Annotated in this window: 16 protein-coding genes; 10 read left to right on the top strand and 6 right to left on the bottom strand. The window is 61.2% G+C overall.

Annotation, left to right across the window (positions count from 1 at the left end; genetic code table 11):
• Positions 1 to 8: 8 nt before the first annotated feature.
• On the bottom strand, positions 9 to 2333 hold the full coding sequence (gene mrcB, locus BFQ00_RS04225) for a penicillin-binding protein 1B (protein WP_065932703.1): 2325 nt from the start codon (positions 2331 to 2333) through the stop codon (positions 9 to 11).
• 118 nt (positions 2334 to 2451) lie between these two features.
• On the opposite strand from mrcB, the gene BFQ00_RS04220 reads away from it, so the two are divergent.
• From BFQ00_RS04220 to BFQ00_RS04210, 3 genes are all read left to right on the top strand, one after another.
• Positions 2452 to 4008, top strand: coding sequence for a bifunctional aminoglycoside phosphotransferase/ATP-binding protein (locus BFQ00_RS04220; RefSeq protein WP_065932702.1), 1557 nt, complete (start codon positions 2452 to 2454; stop codon positions 4006 to 4008).
• A 91-nt stretch (positions 4009 to 4099) separates the two neighbouring features.
• Positions 4100 to 4444, top strand: a complete 345-nt coding sequence (locus BFQ00_RS04215; protein ID WP_065883988.1) for a pentapeptide repeat-containing protein — start codon at positions 4100 to 4102, stop codon at positions 4442 to 4444.
• Positions 4445 to 4641: 197 nt separating this feature from the next.
• Positions 4642 to 4914 (top strand): TfoX/Sxy family protein, encoded by a 273-nt coding sequence (locus BFQ00_RS04210; protein WP_065883985.1) that lies wholly within the window; start codon positions 4642 to 4644, stop codon positions 4912 to 4914.
• A gap of 215 nt (positions 4915 to 5129) precedes the next feature.
• Here BFQ00_RS04210 and BFQ00_RS04205 read toward each other — a convergent pair whose 3' ends face one another.
• From BFQ00_RS04205 to BFQ00_RS04195, 3 genes are read right to left on the bottom strand one after another with little or no spacing between them, the layout of a single operon-like run.
• Positions 5130 to 5897 carry a heme ABC transporter ATP-binding protein gene (locus tag BFQ00_RS04205; RefSeq protein WP_065883979.1) on the bottom strand — a complete coding sequence of 256 codons (768 nt, stop codon included), beginning with the start codon at positions 5895 to 5897 and terminating at the stop codon, positions 5130 to 5132.
• Positions 5897 to 6880, bottom strand: a complete 984-nt coding sequence (locus BFQ00_RS04200) for a FecCD family ABC transporter permease (RefSeq protein WP_170827531.1) — start codon at positions 6878 to 6880, stop codon at positions 5897 to 5899. The genes BFQ00_RS04205 and BFQ00_RS04200 overlap by 1 nt, the downstream gene beginning before the upstream one ends.
• A gap of 50 nt (positions 6881 to 6930) precedes the next feature.
• On the bottom strand, positions 6931 to 7809 hold the full coding sequence (locus tag BFQ00_RS04195) for a heme/hemin ABC transporter substrate-binding protein (protein ID WP_065932700.1): 879 nt from the start codon (positions 7807 to 7809) through the stop codon (positions 6931 to 6933).
• A 154-nt stretch (positions 7810 to 7963) separates the two neighbouring features.
• Here BFQ00_RS04195 and BFQ00_RS04190 point away from each other — a divergent pair, with 154 nt between their 5' ends.
• Complete coding sequence (locus tag BFQ00_RS04190) at positions 7964 to 8281, top strand: Rieske (2Fe-2S) protein (protein ID WP_065932699.1); 318 nt, start codon at positions 7964 to 7966, stop codon at positions 8279 to 8281.
• Here the strand turns inward: BFQ00_RS04190 and sfsA are convergent.
• Positions 8278 to 8991, bottom strand: coding sequence for a DNA/RNA nuclease SfsA (gene sfsA / locus BFQ00_RS04185; RefSeq protein ID WP_065932698.1), 714 nt, complete (start codon positions 8989 to 8991; stop codon positions 8278 to 8280). The genes BFQ00_RS04190 and sfsA overlap by 4 nt on opposite strands.
• Complete coding sequence (locus BFQ00_RS04180) at positions 8991 to 10163, bottom strand: pyridoxal phosphate-dependent aminotransferase (RefSeq protein WP_065892280.1); 1173 nt, start codon at positions 10161 to 10163, stop codon at positions 8991 to 8993. Before BFQ00_RS04180 ends, sfsA begins: the two co-directional genes overlap by 1 nt.
• Positions 10164 to 10482: 319 nt before the next feature.
• On the opposite strand from BFQ00_RS04180, the gene dksA reads away from it, so the two are divergent.
• The 6 genes from dksA to BFQ00_RS04155 all read left to right on the top strand — a co-directional run bounded on the left by dksA (position 10483) and on the right by BFQ00_RS04155 (position 18627).
• Positions 10483 to 10914, top strand: coding sequence for an RNA polymerase-binding protein DksA (dksA, locus tag BFQ00_RS04175; protein ID WP_065883968.1), 432 nt, complete (start codon positions 10483 to 10485; stop codon positions 10912 to 10914).
• A gap of 84 nt (positions 10915 to 10998) precedes the next feature.
• Positions 10999 to 11886, top strand: a complete 888-nt coding sequence (gene gluQRS, locus BFQ00_RS04170; RefSeq protein WP_065932697.1) for a tRNA glutamyl-Q(34) synthetase GluQRS — start codon at positions 10999 to 11001, stop codon at positions 11884 to 11886.
• Between the two features lie 62 nt (positions 11887 to 11948).
• Positions 11949 to 12125 carry a hypothetical protein gene (locus BFQ00_RS28905; RefSeq protein WP_003176118.1) on the top strand — a complete coding sequence of 59 codons (177 nt, stop codon included), beginning with the start codon at positions 11949 to 11951 and terminating at the stop codon, positions 12123 to 12125.
• Complete coding sequence (locus tag BFQ00_RS04165; protein ID WP_162303221.1) at positions 12109 to 15063, top strand: sensor histidine kinase; 2955 nt, start codon at positions 12109 to 12111, stop codon at positions 15061 to 15063. The genes BFQ00_RS28905 and BFQ00_RS04165 overlap by 17 nt, the downstream gene beginning before the upstream one ends.
• A gap of 22 nt (positions 15064 to 15085) precedes the next feature.
• Positions 15086 to 16516 (top strand): sigma-54-dependent transcriptional regulator, encoded by a 1431-nt coding sequence (locus BFQ00_RS04160; protein ID WP_065932696.1) that lies wholly within the window; start codon positions 15086 to 15088, stop codon positions 16514 to 16516.
• A 707-nt stretch (positions 16517 to 17223) separates the two neighbouring features.
• Entirely contained in the window at positions 17224 to 18627 is a 1404-nt protein-coding gene (locus tag BFQ00_RS04155; protein WP_065932695.1) for a polynucleotide adenylyltransferase PcnB, read from the top strand.
• Position 18628: the final 1 nt, after the last annotated feature.

Here is an 18628-nt window from a genome sequence, read left to right as displayed (position 1 = left end):
CTCTTTGCTTAATTCATCCAGCCCTTGACCCAATCCATCACCGACTCCGCATCAGCCGGGGCACTGCCCCCGCAGGCGGCACCGGGTGGTGGCTCGCTGCCGCGAATATACGGCATCTGCACCGCCCCCGGGCAGTTGGCGTCGGAACCCTGGCCCGTGTGGGGATCAATCCAGGCCTGCACGATATTGTCCGGCTGCGGCATGTTGAGCGGCAACGGGTCAGCTTTACGCATGAAGCTGGTCCAGACCTGCAGCGCACCGGTAGCACCGGTGAACGGCGTCTTGCCATTATCGTCACGGCCCAGCCACACCACGGCCAGTACGTCCTGGCCGAAACCTGCGAACCAACTGTCGCGCGAGTCGTTACTGGTGCCGGTCTTGCCCGCCAGCGTCAGGTTCGACGGCAGCACGCTGTAGACCGAGCGCCCGGTACCTTCACGCATCACGCGTTGCATGGCGTTCTGGATCAGGTAGATGGACCCCGCGTCGAAACGCTGCTGGATCTGGAACGGGTAGCGCTTGAGCGGCTCGCCCTCGGCGGTCAGCACACTGCGAATACCGCGCATCGGGGTATTGAATCCACCGTTGGCCAGGGTCTGGTACATGGTGGCCACTTCCATCGGACTCATGGCTGCCGCCCCCAGCAGCATTGACGGGAACGCCGGGAACTCCCGTTCGATGCCCAATCGCGCCAGCGTCTTCAGCACATTCGGCACACCGACTTCGAGCCCCAGGCGCGACGTCGAGATATTGTAGGAATGCGCCAGCCCCTGGTACAGAAACACGGTGCCGTGCGAGCGGCGGTCGAAGTTCTTCGGCGTCCACACCTGACCATCGGCGCCTTTGATCGACAGCGGATCGTCCGACAGCCAACTGGTGAGCGTGTACTTGCTCGGCTTTTCCAGGGCGGTCAGGTAAACCGCCGGCTTGACCAGCGAACCGATCGGCCGCACGGCATCCAGGGCACGGTTGAAACCGGCGAAACTGGCCTGGCGGCTGCCGATCATGGCCTGGACTTCACCGGTTTCCGGGTTGGTCACGACCATGGCGGCCTCGACTTCATCGGAGCCCTTACGGCCGGTCAGGCGTTTGAAGGTGTCATTGACCGACGCCTCGGCCTTCATCTGCAGAATGGGGTCAAAGCTGGTGAAGATGCGCAGCCCTTCTTCGGTCAAGTCTTCGTCGCGGTAGTCTTCGCGCAACTGACGTTTGACCAGGTCGATAAAGCCGGGGAACGAGCTGTCCGCCAGCTTGCCGCGCGTGGTGACGCCCAGCGGCATTTTCTTCGCCACAGCGACCTGTTCGGCAGTGGCAACGCCCTGCTGCTCCAGAACATCGAGCACCAGGTTGCGGCGCTCAAGCGCACGCTCCGGGTTGCGACGCGGGTTGTAATAGGAGGGCCCCTTAACCATCCCCACCAGCAAGGCCACCTGGTGCAACTTCAATTCGGACAATGGCTGCCCGAAGAAGAACTGGCTGGCCAGGCCGAAACCGTGCACCGCGCGCTGACCATCCTGGCCGACGAAGACTTCGTTGAGGTACGCCTCGAGGATTTCCTGCTTGCTGTAATGCAACTCCAGGAGCATGGCCATCATGGCTTCGGTGAGCTTGCGCGTCAGGCTGCGCTCGTTGGTCAGGTAGAAGTTCTTCACCAACTGCTGGGTGAGCGTACTGCCGCCCTGGGTCATCCTGCCGCCGGAGGTATTGACCCAAACCGCGCGGGCAATCGACTTCGGCGAAACGCCCCAGTGACTATAGAAGTCGCGGTCTTCGACAGCGACCAGGGTTTCCAGCAGATACGGAGGCGCCTGATCGAGCTTGATCAGGATGCGGTCTTCAAGGTTCTTCGGGTAGATGCCGCCAATCATCAGCGGTTCGAGACGCACGACCGGCAGCTTGGCGCCGTTGAGCGACGACAGCTCGGCCACGTAATCGCCGGAAAAGCGCACGCGTACCGGCTGGGCTTTTTCCAGGCCTTCGTAGAACTGGAAGCCACGGGTGTTCAGGTCGACGGTATTGCCGCTGACCGCCGCCGCGCCCGGGCCGTTGCTCACGGGTTCGCGTCGATAGCCCAGCGCATCGAGTTCGGTGAGGAAGTCGTCCTTGCTCAGTTTCTGGCCGGCGAACAATTCCAGCGGGCGTGCATACACCTTGGCCGGGATGGTCCAGCGCTTGCCGGAGAACTTCTCCTGGACCACGGCGTCGAGATACACCGCAACGCCGGCGAGCGCCACAAGGCCAACCAGGCCGAGCTTGAGCGCCCAGCCCAGCCACGGGCGCAGGCTGCGCGAAGGAGGTTTTTTACGGGAACGGGGAGATCGGGTTCGAGTCATGGCGGCGGATTATACGCACTTTATTGATGATCAACATGAGCCGGACAGCGGTTTGCACGACCGCCCGTAGCGGCCATAATGCCTGCCATGATTTCTCCCAGACTTTGAAGGATCGCCCGTGAGCCAGTCCCTGATCGCAGCCCTGCAAAACCCGGCGTTGTACCCGCATCCGGTGGAAGCATTTCACGTTATTGAAACCCATATTTCCTGGGTAATCCTGACCGGTCCTTACGCTTATAAACTGAAGAAACCGATGAACTTCGGGTTCCTGGACTTCACCGATCTGGAAAAACGCGGCCACTTCTGCAACGAAGAACTGCGCCTCAACCAGCGCCTGACCGAAGATTTGTATCTTGAAGTGTTGCCAATTACCGGCACTGCCGACGCACCGCAACTGGCTGGCGACGGCCCGGTCATCGAATACGCGCTGAAAATGCGCCAGTTCCCGCAGAGCCAGATGCTGAGCACCTTGCAAGCCAACGGCGAACTCACCAGCGCGCACATTGACGAAATGGCCAGCCAGATTGCGCACTTCCACATCAACGCCCCCAAAGTCCCACAGGAACACCCCGCCGGCACCCCGGATGAAGTGATGGCACCGGTACGCCAGAACTTCGAACAGATCCGCCCATTCCTCGGTGACAAGGCCGACCTGACTCAACTGGAAGCCCTGCAAGCCTGGGCCGAAAGCAGCTTCGAGCGTCTCAAGCCGCTGCTGCAACAGCGCAAGCTCAATGGATTCACCCGCGAATGCCATGGTGACATTCACCTGGGCAACGCCACGCTGATCGACGGCCATGTGGTGATCTTCGACTGCATCGAGTTCAACGAGCCGTTCCGCTTTACCGACGTGTACGCCGACACCGCGTTCCTGGCGATGGACCTGGAAGACCGTGGCCTCAAATGCCTGGCGCGACGATTCATCAGCCAGTACCTGGAGCTGACCGGGGATTATCAGGGCCTGGAGCTGCTCAATTTCTACAAGGCGTATCGCGCCCTGGTCCGGGCCAAAGTTGCGCTGTTCAGCATGCCGAGCGAAGCCGACCCGGTGCAACGCGCCACCACCCTGCGCCAGTACCGCAACTACGCCAATCTGGCTGAAAGCTACAGCACGATTCCCTCGCGCTTCCTGGCAATCACCCATGGTGTTTCGGCCGTGGGCAAAAGCCATGTCGCCCTGCGCCTGGTCGAGGCATTAGGCGCTGTTCGCCTGCGCTCGGACGTGGAGCGCAAGCGCCTGTTTGGCGAGCAGCCTGTGGAAAATACACCGCAGGCCGGCATCTATAACCATGACGCCAGTGCTGCAACGTATACGCGGCTGAACGAAATTGCCGACACCGTGCTTCGCGCCGGTTTCCCGGTGGTGCTGGATGCCACCTTCCTCAAACGCGAACAACGCGACGCGGCGGCCCGGGTCGCCGAAGCCACCGGGGCCCCGTTCCTGATTCTGGATTGCAATGCGCCCCAGGCCGTCATCGCCAGTTGGCTGGCACAACGTCAGGCAGATAAAAACGATCCGTCCGACGCAACGTTGGTGGTTATCGAACAGCAGCAAGCCAATCGTGACCCGCTGACAGCGCAGGAGCTGCTGTTGAGCAAGCGCGTCGAGACCAATGAAAGCGGGACCCTCGATGCGTTGGTTGCGCATATTCGTCAGCGCTTGCCCGGCCTGTAAGAAATATTTCTTGGTCGTGTCGCCACGTTGGCGCACGACTCTGCGATAGTGGCACTATAATGGCGCCATAATACCAACAGGAGTCGCCGTCATGAGTCATCCCAAGCTTCTTGATACCCCGCTCTACGCGCTCCTGCACAAGGACGACATCCGCGGCTTCAATCAGGAACGCCCCGGTGACGGGGTTATCGACATGCGTGGCGGCGACTTCCGAGGGTTGGACCTGCGCGAACTGAACACCGCAGGTATCGACTTCACCGACGCCTACTTCCGCTCCGCCGACCTGCGCGGGCTGGATTTACGTGAGTGTTCGCTGGAAGGCGCCAGCCTGGCCCACGCGCAGATTTCCGGCACTTACTTCTCCTCCGACCTGACGGCTGACGAGATCCTGATGTCGGTCAATTTCGGCACCCGCCTGCGTTACCGCACCAAATAACCTCAAGACTTCGGCTCCCGGCCGCGCGACAGGCGTGCCGGGCGCTTTACCCTGCCTGAGATATGGCGGCGTTCTTATAAGCTTTTGAGCCGTTCCCGAGCAAAAAATCACACTTTTCCTACTGAGCGCTACACTCATTTTCAGGCTTGCCTGGTCACGATACCCACCGCACCCTTCGGCCGTCGCAAGGAGGCTTGATGAACGATGAGCTGCAGCACCTGAAAAATCTTGGCAAGACGTCGGCGCAATGGCTGCATGCGGTGGGCATCCACAGCGCATCCGACTTACGCCGCCTGGGGGCGGTCGACGCCTACCGCGCCGTGCGCACTCGCGGGTTCCGAGCATCGAAAGTCCTGCTGTATGCCATTGAAGGCGCATTGATGGATGTGCATTGGAACGACATTCCCGCAGAACGCAAAGAAGCGTTGAACCGTCAGTTCGATGCGCTCTCGACGCGCAAGAAGATTTAGGTCTGCGGAGGGGCAGTTGGAGAAAAATACGGGAATGGATAAAACAACTGTTGACTCTCAAATGAGAATCGTTATGATTATCACAACTGGTCGCGAGATCAGCCGATAACTGAAAGACCATTGGTTCGGACTCTCAGATTATCTCCTCATCAGGCTAATCACGGTTATTTGACCCGGCTCTTGCCGGGTCTTTTTTTGCCTGGAAAACCCTGTGCTCAGCGCGCGATGATCAACGGATGACCACGTTCCGGATGCGACTGCACCAACACATCCAGGCCAAACACCGCCTTGAGCGGCTCGGGCCGCAGCACCTGTGCCGGCGTGTCCAGGGCATGCGGGCGCCCACCCGCCAGCAGCAGGATACGATCACAGTAACGCGCGGCCAGGTTCAGGTCATGCAGGATCACCAGCACCGCCGCGCCACGGTCGGCAAAGCTGCGGATGGCCTGCAAGGTCGTATGCTGATGCAACGGATCGAGCATCGATGTCGGCTCATCCAGCAACAACGTCTGCCCCGCCTCGCCCGGCCATAATTGCGCCAATACTCGGGCCAGGTGCACCCGTTGACGCTCCCCGCCCGACAAGGCCAGGTAACTGCGCCCGCTCAGGTGCCCTGCATCTGCCGCATGCAGCGCCGCGCGGATAATCTCCTCATCACGTACGCGACCGGTCTGATGGGGTAAACGTCCCATGCCTACCACTTCCTCGACACGGAAAGCGAAATCCAGGGTGGAGGTCTGGGGCAGGACTGCCAGGCGTTGAGCGCGTTGCGCGCCGCTCAAACGCTTCAATTCCTGCGCACCCAGCCAGACTTTGCCCTGATCAGGCAACAACTCACCGCACAGCGCACTCAACAAGGTGCTTTTACCCGCACCGTTGGGGCCCAATACGCCCAGCACTTGGCCCGGCAGCAGGTCCAGGGTCACATCCGCCAACACGGTCTTGCCTGCGCGACGGATGTGCAGCGCTTCCACCCGCAGCATCAGGCGCGCCCCCGCAACAATAAATAGAGAAAAAAAGGCGCGCCGATAAACGCGGTAACGATACCGATCGGCAATTCCGCCGGCGCCAACGCCAAGCGCGCCACCAGATCGGCAAACAGCAGCAAACTCGCGCCCGCCAGCACCGAAGCCGGCAGCAACACCCGGTGATCCGGGCCTGCCAGCAACCGCACCAGATGCGGCACCACCAATCCGACAAAGCCGATCATGCCCGCCGCAGCCACCGCTGCGCCGACGCCCAGCGCCGTACAGAACACCAGTTCACGCTTGAGCTTTTCAACATCAATACCCAGATGACTCGCCTCGGACTCACCCAGCAACAGCGCATTCAAGGCCTTCGCCCGGCGCGGCAGCCACAGCGCCACGCCCGCACTGACCAGCAGCAACGGCCATAATCGCGAATAGCTGGCACCGTTGAGGCTGCCCAGGTTCCAGAATGTCAGGGTACGCAAGGTGGCGTCGTCTGCCAGGTAGGTAAACAGCCCCACCGTGGAACCGGCGAGCGCCGTCAGCGCAATGCCGGCAAGCAGCATCGTCGCGACGTTGGTCTGGCCGTTGCGCCGTCCCAATCGATACACCAGCGCGGTGACGCCCAGGCCGCTCAGAAACGCGCAGATCGATAATAGATACGGACCGAATGCGTCCGGCAACCCGCCAAAAAACGAGCCTGCGACAATGGCCACCGCCGCCCCCAATGCCGCACCACTGGACACGCCCACCAAGCCAGGATCGGCCAGCGGGTTGCGAAACAACCCCTGCATCGCCACGCCCGACAATGCGAGCACACCCCCGACGGCCAGGCCCAGTAACGTGCGCGGCAAACGAATCTGCCCCAGGATCAACTCGGCCTGTTCGAGCCCCTGGGCATTGATCGGCATCCCCATCAATCGCAATGCGGCCCTGAGTGTGTCGAACAACGGCAGGCTGACCGGGCCCAGCGCCAATGAGAGCCAGATCGCCACCAGAGACAACAGCGCCAGCCCGATAAACAGCGTTTTCGGTTTAACCAATGTCGTCATGGGGCGGGCTGCGCGCTGGACGGGTAAAACCCGGCAGACAACTGCGCCAGGCTCTGCGGCAAGCGTGGTCCGAGCCCGCCCACCAGCAGCGTCGGGTCCAACTCAATCACCCGGCCGCTCTTGGCCGCCGGCGTGGACGCGAGGATAGGATTTTCCTTGAACAACGCCACACGGGCCGCTTCACCGCTGAGTGCCCGATCAGCAAATACCAGCACATCGGGACTCAACCCGGCCAGCGACTCCACCGAGAACAGTTTGTAACCATTGTGAGTCGCCAGGTTATGGCCGCCGGCCTGCTGCACTATCCAGTCAGCGGCGGTGTCCTGACCGGCGATCAACGGCTTGCCGCCGGCGTGCCCGAGCAACAGCAACACGCCCGGTGCTTTTTGCGTCAACTGGGCCTTGGCCACCCAGGCTTTCTGTCTATCCAGGGCCTGCTCATAGCCGCTGAACAATTGGTTGGCCCTGGCCTCGCTGTCCAGCAGCTTACCCAAATGCGCCAGGTTGGTTTTCAGGCTGGCCAAATCCGGCTGGGCCGAGAACATTTCTACCTGCACCCCGGCGCTGCGGATTTGCGCCAGCACCGGTGGTGGCCCCATTTCCTCGGTACCCACCAGCAGTTGCGGGCGCAGGCTGAGAATGCCTTCGGCCGACAATTGGCGCTGATAACCGATGCTTGGCAATGCCTTGAGTGACGCCGGATGCTGGCTTGTCGTGTCCACGCCGACCAGTTTCGACTCGCCCCCCAATGCCGTCACCCACTCCGATAACGCGCCACCGGCGCTGACCCAGCGTTGCGGCAGCTCCAGGGCTTGGACCGCTTGGCTGACCAGCAATCCGGCAACAAGCGCAATAACGCTGGCACTCAGGCGCATAACAGGGTTTCCTTTCAAGGCAGAGCCGCTCATGCACTCATCAATGTGACAGATACAGCCTGCCCGGCATCGTAATGAGCACCCGACCAGCTGACGGGCGAAGCGGCATTTGATAATTGTTTGCATTTGAACGTCAAGGCACTTAAGGAATGAAATGAAGTTTCTCTGCCCCTCCGAAGCCCTTGCGCCCGACAGCAGCCTCGGCTTTGATATCGACGGGCGCAAACTGTTGGCCGTGCGGCGCGATGGGGTTGCCTACTTCTATATCAACCGTTGCCCCCACCGCGGCATCCCGCTGGAATGGCAGCCGCACCGCTTCCTCGATTCAAGCGCCAGCCTGATTCAATGCGCCACCCACGGGGCGCTGTTCCTGATCGAAAGCGGCGAATGCATCGCCGGCCCCTGCGCAGGCCAAAGCCTCACCGCCCTGCCCGGCCGCGAAGACGAACAGGGCTTGTGGGTGAAACTCTAGTCACCCAACAGCACCTTCAACGGCCGCTCGACGTAAATCTCTTCAGGCGTGACCCGCACACCGTACGCCAGTACATCGACCCCCGCCGCCTTGGCCTCACGCAACGCAGCGGCGTAACCCGCATCAATTTCCACCGCCGGGCGCACCGCATCGATCCCCGAGAGATTGACGCAATACAACTGCACCGCCCGCACACCTTCACGCGCCAGGTAAGCCAGCTCCCGCAAGTGCTTGGCGCCGCGCTGGGTCACCGCATCAGGGAATGCCGCCACTGAGCTGCCATCAAAGCCCAAGGTGACACTTTTAACCTCGACAAACGCGGCCCCCTGGGGGTATTCCAGGCGAAAATCGATTCGGCTCTTTTCCTGACCGTAGGGCACTTCTCGCTTCAACGCAGTGAAACCGTTGAGCTCAGTGATGACGCCGGCGCGCAGTGCTTCCTCGACCAACGGGTTGGCGCGTGCCGTGTTCACGCATGCCAGCCGCCCCTGGGGCGTTTCGGCGATTTCCCAGGTGCCGGGCAACTTGCGCTTGGGGTCGGCGGAACGGCTGAACCAGACCTGGCCACCTTCGACCATGCAGTTGAGCATCGAACCGGTGTTCGGGCAGTGAATGGTGAGCAACTCGCCGGTAACGGTTTCGATGTCGGTGAGAAAGCGCTTGTAGCGGCGGATCAGCCGCCCTTCTTCGAGGGGAGGATGAAAACGCATCAGCCTTGCCAGCTCCGCAGGCCACGGGCAATCCGCTCCACCGCTTCCTGTAGCCGATCAAGGTTTTGCGTGTAGGCAAAGCGCACATGATGACCCGCCTGATAACGCCCGAAATCCAGCCCGGGGGTAAACGCCACATATTCTGTTTCCAGGAAATGCCGGCAGAACGCGAAGGCATCACCGCCGAACGCGCTGATATCCGCATAAAGATAGAACGCTCCTTCCGGCTCCACCGCGATCCTGAAGCCCAACTCGCGCAGGGCCGGCAGCAGGAAGTCACGACGTCGGCCGAATTCGGCGCGACGCTCTTCCAGAATGCTCAGGGTTTGCGCGGTGAAGCAGGCCAGGGCCGCATGCTGGGCCATGCTCGGCGCGCTGATGTAGAGGTTCTGCGCCAGCTTCTCCAATTCACCCACTGCTTCAGGGGGTGCCACCAGCCAGCCCAGGCGCCAGCCGGTCATGCCGAAATACTTCGAAAAACTATTCAGGACAAAAGCATCGTCATCGACTTCCAGCACGCTAGCGGCGTCTGCGCCGTAGGTGAGGCCGTGATAGATCTCGTCCACCACCAAGTGGCCGTCACGCGCCTTGACGGCACTCGACAGCCCGGCCAGTTCGTCCCGAGTGAGCATCGTCCCGGTAGGATTGGCCGGGGAGGCAACCAGCGCGCCCACGCTGTCCTGGTTCCAGTGTTCGGCCACCAGGTCGGCGGTCAATTGGTAACGCACCTGTGGCCCCACCGGCACCAACTGCGCCGCGCCCTCTACCAGGCGCAAAAAATGCCGGTTGCAGGGGTAGCCTGGATCCGCCAACAGCCAGTGTTTGCCCGGATCCACCAGCAGGCTGGTGGCCAGCAACAACGCGCCGGAGCCACCGGGCGTGATCAGAATGCGCTGCGGATCAATGTTCAACCCATAACGCTGCTGGTAGAAACCGCTGATCGCGTCACGCAACTCGGGCAGCCCACGGGCGGCGGTGTAGCGCGTCTTGCCGTTGGCCAGGGCCGCCTGGCCAGCCTGGATAATCGGTTCGGCGGTGGTGAAGTCCGGCTCGCCGATTTCCAGATGGATCACGTCGCGGCCAGCTGATTGCAGCTCATTGGCCCGCGCCAGTAACGCCATGACATGAAAAGGTTCGATGGCGCGACTGCGCGCACTGTAGGGCTGAGCCATTAGCCTTCCTTAGACGGTGAGGACAAAATCCGGATTCTACCGAACCCTGGCGTTAAAACATGCTCTATTGCCTGCCCGACCGACTTGACGGTACGGGCAAGCGCCGGCAAAACGACTAAAATCAACATTCGAGACGAGACATACCCAGCCACGACGGGGCCCTGCAGTTTGCAACCCCGGCGCGACAGGCTCGACAACCGGGAGTGGCGCACCCCGAATCTATCTGGTAAGTTCGCCCGCTTGCAGCCGCAGGGCCGGCAGGTGTCGGTGACGTTGCAATCCTGCGCAATGGATTAGAAGAGTGAGAGGCGGTCTATTCATGTCCACCCAAGAAAAGCAAAGCATCAGCGGCTTCGAACCTTACGTAGAGAAGAAAGGTGAGGAGTACATGGGCGAGCCCATGCGCTTGCACTTCACCAAGATCCTGAACAAGTGGAAACAGGACTTGATGCAGGAGGTTGACCGTACCGTTGACCACATGAAGGACGAAGCAGCCAACTTCCCTGACCCGGCCGACCGTGCGAGCCAGGAAGAAGAGTTCGCCCTCGAACTGCGCGCCCGTGATCGCGAGCGCAAGTTGATCAAGAAGATCGACAAGACCCTGCAACTGATCAAAGACGAAGAATACGGCTGGTGCGAATCCTGCGGCGTCGAGATTGGTATTCGTCGCCTGGAAGCCCGCCCGACCGCGGACCTCTGTGTAGACTGCAAGACCTTGGCCGAAATCAAGGAAAAACAGGTCGGCAAGTAATACCTGCCGAGCTGAAGGAATGGGGCGTGCGAACGCCCCATTTTTGTGTCTGGCGTTTACCGATTTTCCAGTAGTATCCGGTCCATGACTGCCTCTACCTACATCGGGCGTTTCGCCCCCACGCCCAGCGGCCATTTGCACTTCGGCTCCCTGGTCGCCGCCCTCGCCTCCTACCTCGACGCCCGCGCCAGCCAGGGCCGCTGGCTGATGCGCATGGAAGACCTCGATCCGCCCCGGGAAGAACCCGGCGCCCAGGCGGCAATCCTGCATGCCCTTGAGCGCTACGGCTTCGAGTGGGACGGCGAACTGCTCCGGCAAAGCGAGCGGCACGAGGCCTACGCCAAGGTACTGAACGATTTGTTCAACCACGGCCTGGCCTACGCCTGCACCTGCTCGCGCAAACAGCTGGAGCCCTACAACGGGATTTACCCCGGACGTTGCCGCAACGCCGGCCACGACCAGCAAGATGCCGCTATCCGTCTGCGCGTACCCGAGCTTGAATATCATTTTACCGACCGGGTACAGGGCTCATTCCGACAGCACCTGGGGCGTGATGCGGGCGACTTCATCATCCGCCGCCGCGACGGCCTGTACGCCTATCAATTGGCCGTGGTCCTGGATGACGCCTGGCAAGGGGTTACCGACATCGTGCGCGGCGCCGACCTGCTCGACTCCACGCCACGCCAGCTTTACCTGCAGGAATTGCTCGGCCTGCGCCAGCCGCGCTATCTGCATGTGCCGCTGATCGTCCAGCCGGACGGCAACAAACTGGGCAAGTCGTACCGCTCGCCACCGCTGACCGCGGACCAAGCCACGCCGTTGCTGCTCAGAGCACTGCGCGCCCTCGGTCAGCCGGCCGGCGATGAACTGCTTTACGCGAGCCCCGGGGAATTGCTGGATTGGGGCATCCAGCAGTGGGATGCCACACTGATCCCGCGCACACTCACGCTGGCCGAAGCGCAATTGCGCTGAAGGCGCTTGCAGCTTGCCGGACATCCGTTACCATCGCCGCAGTTTTTTAATCAGAGGCCAACATGTACATCTATCGATTGGTCCTGCTGCTGGTCGTCGGGATCTACCTGTTTTCCCCCGCCATCATGGACTGGTGGATCGACGCCACGGGCGCCTGGTACCGCCCTTATCTGCTGTGGCTGATCCTGATCGTCGTGACTTTCATCCTGCAGAGCCAAAAAGATGCCGATGAGCTTTAGCCTCACCCAGATGCTGCTGATCAGCGCCGCCTACCTGGCGGCGTTGTTCGGCGTCGCCTGGATCAGTGAGCGCGGAATGATTCCGCGGGCGATCATTCGCCATCCCTTGACCTACACCTTGTCCCTGGGCGTATACGCCAGCGCCTGGGCGTTCTACGGCACGGTGGGCCTGGCCTATCAATACGGCTACGGGTTCCTTTCCAGCTACCTCGGCGTATCCGGTGCGTTCCTGCTGGCGCCGGTGCTGCTGTACCCGATCCTGAAAATCACCCGTACCTATCAGTTGTCCTCCCTGGCGGACCTGTTTGCCTTTCGCTTTCGCAGCACCTGGGCCGGTGCGCTCACCACGATCTTCATGTTGATCGGCGTGCTGCCGTTGCTGGCCCTGCAGATCCAGGCGGTGGCCGACTCCATCAGCATCCTGACCCGCGAGCCCGTGCAACATCGTGTTGCCCTGGCCTTCTGCGCCTTGATCAGCCTGTTCACGATTTTCTTCGGCTCACGCCATATCGCCACCCGCGAAAAACACCAGGGCCTGGTGTTCGCGATTGCCTTCGAGTCGGTCATCAAGTTGATTGCCATCGGCGGTGTCGGCCTTTACGCGCTTTACGGCGTGTTCGACGGCCCGCAACAGTTGGAATTGTGGTTGCTGCAAAACCAGACGGCCCTGGCCGCGCTGCACACGCCGCTGCAGGAGGGCCCGTGGCGAACGCTGCTGCTGGTGTTCTTCGCGTCGGCGATCGTGATGCCGCACATGTACCACATGACCTTCACCGAAAACCTCAATCCACGCTCGCTGGTCAGCGCCAGCTGGGGTTTGCCCCTGTTCCTGCTGTTGATGAGCCTGGCGGTGCCGCTGATCCTCTGGGCCGGCCTGAAACTGGGAGCCACCACCAACCCCGAGTATTTCACCCTCGGCATCGGTATCGCGGCCAACAGCCCGGCCCTGGCGCTGCTGGCGTACGTCGGCGGTTTGTCCGCGGCCAGCGGCCTGATCATTGTCACCACGCTGGCCCTCTCCGGCATGGCGCTTAACCACCTGGTGCTGCCGCTGTACCAGCCACCGGCCGAAGGCAATATCTACCGCTGGTTGAAATGGACGCGTCGCGCGCTGATCGTCGCGATCATCATGGCCGGCTACGCCTTTTACCTGCTGCTGGGCGCCGGACAAGACCTGGCCAACCTCGGCATCGTGGCCTTTGTCGCCACCTTGCAGTTCCTGCCGGGCGTGCTGTCGGTACTGTACTGGCCCACCGCCAACCGCCGTGGCTTCATCGCCGGGTTGCTGGCGGGCATCCTGGTGTGGCTGGTCACCATGCTGCTACCACTGGTCGGCAACCTGCAGGGGTTCTATATCCCCTTGCTGAACATGATTTACGTGCTGGACGACACCAGCTGGCACATGGCCGCAATCGCCTCGCTGGCCGCCAACGTGCTGATGTTCACGCTGATCTCGCTGTTCACCAATGCCAGCCCCGAAGAAATCAGCGCCGCCGAAGCCTGCGCGGTGGACAACGTGCGCCGCCCGCAACGCCGCGAGCTGCATGCGGCCTCGCCCCAGGAGTTCGCCACGCAACTGGCCAAGCCACTCGGCGCCAAGGCCGCGCAAAAGGAAGTCGAGCAGGCCTTGCGCGATTTGTACCTGCCGTTCGACGAGCGCCGCCCCTATGCCCTGCGGCGTTTGCGTGACCGTATCGAAGCCAACCTGTCGGGGTTGATGGGCCCCAGCGTGTCCCAGGACATGGTGGAAACCTTCCTGCCCTACAAGGCGGGCGGCGAGAACTACGTGACCGAAGACATCCACTTCATCGAAAGCCGGCTCGAGGACTACCACTCGCGCCTCACCGGCCTGGCCGCCGAGCTCGATGCCCTGCGCCGTTATCACCGCCAGACCCTGCAGGAACTGCCGATGGGCGTGTGTTCCCTGGCCAAGGACCAGGAAATCCTGATGTGGAACAAGGCCATGGAAGAGCTTACCGGTATCGCCGCGCAACGCGTGGTCGGCTCTCGCCTCAATACCCTGGGCGACCCCTGGAAAGAATTGTTGCAGGGTTTTATCAACCTGCCCGATGAGCATTTGCACAAACAGCACCTGGCGCTCGACGGCCAGACCCGTTGGCTGAACCTGCACAAGGCCGCCATTGACGAGCCCCTGGCCCCCGGTAACAGCGGCCTGGTGTTACTGGTCGAAGACCTCACCGACACGCAGATGCTCGAAGACAAGCTGGTGCACTCCGAGCGACTGGCCAGCATCGGTCGCCTGGCCGCCGGCGTGGCTCACGAGATCGGCAACCCTATTACCGGCATCGCCTGCCTGGCGCAGAACCTGCGCGAAGAACGCGAGGAGGACGGTGAAATCACCGAGATCAGCGGGCAAATCCTCGAGCAGACCAAGCGCGTGTCGCGCATCGTGCAGTCACTGATGAGCTTTGCCCACTCCGGCGCCCACCAGAATCAGGACGAAGCGGTGTGCCTGGCCGAAGTAGCGCAGGACGCCATTGGGCTGCTGGCCTTGAACCGGCGCAATTTCGAAGTACAGTTCTTTAACTTGTGCGATCCGGACCATTGGGTCGATGGCGACTCGCAACGCCTGGCCCAAGTCCTGATCAACCTGCTGTCCAACGCCCGCGACGCCTCCCCGCCGCACAGTGCGGTACGCGTCAAGAGCGAGGCTTTCGAGCACACGGTCGACCTGATCGTGGAAGACGAAGGCAGCGGCATTCCACAGAACATCATGGACCGATTGTTCGAACCTTTCTTCACCACCAAGGACCCGGGTGAAGGTACCGGTCTGGGCCTTGCACTGGTCTATTCCATCGTTGAAGAGCATTATGGACAAATCACCATCGACAGCCCGGCTGACACCGAAAGCCAACGCGGCACCCGTATTCGGGTGACCTTGCCGCGTCATGTCGAAGCGACGTCCGCTGTGAACTGAGACCGTCGAGAGAATTGAATCAATGCCGCACATTTTGATCGTCGAAGACGAAACCATTATCCGCTCTGCCTTGCGTCGCCTGCTTGAACGTAATCAGTACCAGGTCAGCGAAGCCGGCTCGGTGCAGGAAGCCCAGGAGCGGTTTAGCATTCCCACGTTCGACCTGATCGTCAGCGACCTGCGCCTGCCGGGCGCACCGGGTACCGAATTGATCAAACTGGGCCAGGGCACGCCGGTGCTGATCATGACCAGCTACGCCAGCCTGCGCTCGGCGGTGGACTCGATGAAGATGGGCGCGGTGGACTACATCGCCAAGCCTTTTGACCACGACGAGATGCTTCAGGCGGTGGCCCGCATCCTGCGTGACCGTCAGTCGGCCGGCAGTGCCCCGGTCGAACAACGTCCGGCAGGCAAGGTTGCCGACAAACCGGGTGTCGATAACAGCAACGGCGAGATCGGCATCATTGGTTCCTGCCCGCCCATGCAGGACCTTTACAGTAAAATCCGCAAGGTCGCGCCGACCGACTCCAATGTATTGATCCAGGGCGAGTCGGGCACCGGCAAGGAACTGGTGGCCCGCGCCCTGCATAACCTGTCCAAGCGAGCCAAGGCACCGATGATTTCGGTGAACTGCGCGGCGATCCCCGAATCCTTGATCGAGTCCGAATTGTTCGGCCACGAAAAAGGCGCGTTCACCGGTGCCAGCGCCGGGCGCGCGGGCCTGGTCGAAGCGGCCGACGGCGGCACGCTGTTCCTCGACGAGATCGGCGAACTGCCCCTGGAAGCACAGGCACGCTTGCTGCGCGTGTTGCAGGAAGGCGAGATTCGCCGGGTCGGGTCGGTGCAATCGCAAAAGGTCGATGTACGCCTGATCGCCGCGACGCACCGTGACCTCAAGAGCCTGGCCAAGATCGGCCAATTTCGCGAAGACTTGTATTACCGCCTGCACGTGATTGCGCTCAAGCTGCCGGCACTGCGTGAGCGCGGCGCCGACGTCAACGAAATCGCCCAGGCGTTCCTGCTGCGCCAGAGCGCACGCATCAACCGCACCGACCTGAAATTTGCGCCCGACGCGGAGCAGGTGATCCGGCATTACTCTTGGCCGGGCAACGTGCGCGAACTGGAAAACGCCGTCGAGCGTGCGGTTATCCTGTCGGAAAGCCCGGAAATATCCGCCGAGCTGCTGGGCATCGATATCGAACTCAGCGATCTGGACGACGACGACTTCATCGGCCTGGCGCCGCAACAGGGCGCGGGCAGCAATACCAGCCACGAGCCGACGGAAGATTTGTCCCTGGAAGACTACTTCCAGCATTTCGTCCTCGAGCACCAGGACCACATGACCGAGACCGAACTGGCACGCAAGCTGGGCGTGAGCCGCAAGTGCCTGTGGGAACGTCGCCAGCGCCTGGGCATTCCACGGCGCAAGACCGGCGTCGCCAGCGAAAGTTGAGGGGCCGCGCCACAGGTAACACGTGCAGATGTGAAAAAACTGTTACCGCGGATATTTCGCGTAACAAAAGCCGGGGCTTACGGTAACGAAGCCCCGGCTTTTTTTGCTCCGCCAAAAACCCGAATCAGCCTCAACCCCCCGGTTTTGCTGGGCGACGCTAAAGTTGGCACGCACCCTGCTATATGCTTAGTACAAAAACAATAACAAGCTTTGTACAAGACAATAAAAATAAGACGAATCGACTCACGCATAACAAAAACAACACGGCGGAGGCGCAGCTAACTGATTCTTTTGGAGAGGCGTTGCATTTGGGGCTTGCCCCGCAACCAGGCCGAGAACAACAAAAACTGCCCTAAGGCAGAGCCTGAACTGGTTGGATCGTAGATCAGCAACACAGCGACCAAAGCAATCCGTTTGCTCTTGCTCCCGATTGGGAGTGTCATGAAGGTGAAGCTTCATGACGAGGGCGATCAACAAAAACAAGAAGCCCGAAACCAATAATAAAAATAGAGCACGCAACTACTTCTGGGGGAGCTTCGGCTCCCCTTGTAGTTTCCGACAGATTGCCCCTGGATTGCCCCTCAAACGCTTTTGGCGCAACGCCCGCAGCTTGTTCCTACACCATCCCCTGACTAAATGCTAGAATCCCGGCCCATCATGCGGTCATTCTTCGTTATGGCCGAACATTCCTTCAAACAGTGCATCCCATGCTGAAGAAGTTGTTCCAGTCATTCCGTTCTCCCTTGCGTCGTACGCAACACATTCGCAGCACGCCTGAAGTGCTTAACAGCAATCAGCATTCATTGCAGCGCGCTCAATTCAGCCGTTACGCAGTGAACATCGTCGAACGTTTGCAGAGCGCCGGCTACCAGGCTTACCTGGTGGGCGGTTGCGTACGCGACATGCTGCTCAATATCACGCCGAAGGATTTCGACGTCGCCACCAGCGCCACGCCTGAACAGGTGCGTGCCGAATTTCGCAATGCGCGGATCATCGGGCGCCGCTTCAAGCTGGTGCATATCCACTTCGGTCGCGAAATCATCGAGGTCGCGACGTTCCGCGCCGGCCATCCGCAAAACGATGAAGAGGAAGACACCAATCAGTCTTCCCGCAACGAGAGCGGACGCATCCTGCGCGACAATGTCTACGGCACCCTGGAAGAAGACGCGCAACGCCGCGACTTCACCATCAATGCCCTGTATTACGATCCGGTCAGCGAGCGCATCCTCGATTACGCCAACGGCGTTCACGACATCCGCAACAACCTGATCCGCCTGATCGGCGAGCCGACGCAGCGCTACCAGGAAGACCCGGTGCGCATGCTGCGTGCGGTGCGGTTCGCCGCCAAGCTGAACTTCGGCATCGAGAAACACACGGCCGCACCGATTCGCGAACTGGCACCGATGCTGCGGGAGATTCCGTCGGCACGCCTGTTCGAAGAAGTGCTCAAGCTGTTCCTCTCGGGCTATGCGGCCGACACCTTTGAGATGCTCGTCGACCTGCAACTGTTCGATCCGCTGTTCCCGGCCAGCGCCGAGGCCCTGGAATACAACCCGACGTACACCCACACCCTGATCAGCGAAGCCTTGATCAACACCGATTTGCGCATCAAGCAGAACAAGCCGGTCACCCCGGCCTTCCTGTTTGCCGCGCTGTTGTGGCCGGCCCTGCCCAAGCGTGTACTGCGCTTGCAGGACCGCGGCATGCCGCCGATCCCTGCCATGCAGGAAGCCGCCCATGAATTGATCAGCGAGCAGTGCCAGCGCATCGCCATTCCGAAGCGCTTCACCCTGCCGATCCGCGAGATCTGGGACATGCAGGAGCGCCTGCCACGCCGCAGCGGCAAACGCGCCGACCTGTTGCTGGACAACCCACGCTTTCGCGCCGGCTACGACTTCCTGTTGCTGCGCGAAAGCGCCGGCGAGCAGACCGACGGGCTGGGTGAATGGTGGACCGACTACCAGGACGCCAATGACAGTCAGCGCCGCGAGATGATTCGTGAACTCGGCAGCAAAGGCGACAGCACCGGCGAAGGGCCGAAAAAGCGCCGCCGCAGTTCCAGCAAGCGCAAACGCAGCGCCGCCGATGCCTCAGGCGCAACAGGCGAATAAA

Origin of the sequence: Pseudomonas sp. 28 E 9 (assembly GCF_900004785.1) — a bacterium.
Classification (GTDB): Bacteria; Pseudomonadota; Gammaproteobacteria; order Pseudomonadales; family Pseudomonadaceae; genus Aquipseudomonas; species Aquipseudomonas orientalis_A.
This window is presented reverse-complemented; position numbering and strand designations above follow the sequence as displayed.

Coding starts and splice junctions, on each gene's coding strand:
- BFQ00_RS04190 (WP_065932699.1), top strand. CDS start 7,964: ATGAAGTTTCTCTGCCCCTCCGAAGCCCTTGCGCCCGACAGCAGCCTC.
- BFQ00_RS04155 (WP_065932695.1), top strand. CDS start 17,224: ATGCTGAAGAAGTTGTTCCAGTCATTCCGTTCTCCCTTGCGTCGTACG.
- BFQ00_RS04210 (WP_065883985.1), top strand. CDS start 4,642: ATGAACGATGAGCTGCAGCACCTGAAAAATCTTGGCAAGACGTCGGCG.
- BFQ00_RS04180 (WP_065892280.1), bottom strand. CDS start 10,163: ATGGCTCAGCCCTACAGTGCGCGCAGTCGCGCCATCGAACCTTTTCAT.
- gluQRS (WP_065932697.1), top strand. CDS start 10,999: ATGACTGCCTCTACCTACATCGGGCGTTTCGCCCCCACGCCCAGCGGC.
- BFQ00_RS04215 (WP_065883988.1), top strand. CDS start 4,100: ATGAGTCATCCCAAGCTTCTTGATACCCCGCTCTACGCGCTCCTGCAC.
- BFQ00_RS28905 (WP_003176118.1), top strand. CDS start 11,949: ATGTACATCTATCGATTGGTCCTGCTGCTGGTCGTCGGGATCTACCTG.
- mrcB (WP_065932703.1), bottom strand. CDS start 2,333: ATGACTCGAACCCGATCTCCCCGTTCCCGTAAAAAACCTCCTTCGCGC.
- sfsA (WP_065932698.1), bottom strand. CDS start 8,991: ATGCGTTTTCATCCTCCCCTCGAAGAAGGGCGGCTGATCCGCCGCTAC.
- BFQ00_RS04165 (WP_162303221.1), top strand. CDS start 12,109: ATGCCGATGAGCTTTAGCCTCACCCAGATGCTGCTGATCAGCGCCGCC.
- BFQ00_RS04160 (WP_065932696.1), top strand. CDS start 15,086: ATGCCGCACATTTTGATCGTCGAAGACGAAACCATTATCCGCTCTGCC.
- dksA (WP_065883968.1), top strand. CDS start 10,483: ATGTCCACCCAAGAAAAGCAAAGCATCAGCGGCTTCGAACCTTACGTA.
- BFQ00_RS04205 (WP_065883979.1), bottom strand. CDS start 5,897: ATGCTGCGGGTGGAAGCGCTGCACATCCGTCGCGCAGGCAAGACCGTG.
- BFQ00_RS04195 (WP_065932700.1), bottom strand. CDS start 7,809: ATGCGCCTGAGTGCCAGCGTTATTGCGCTTGTTGCCGGATTGCTGGTC.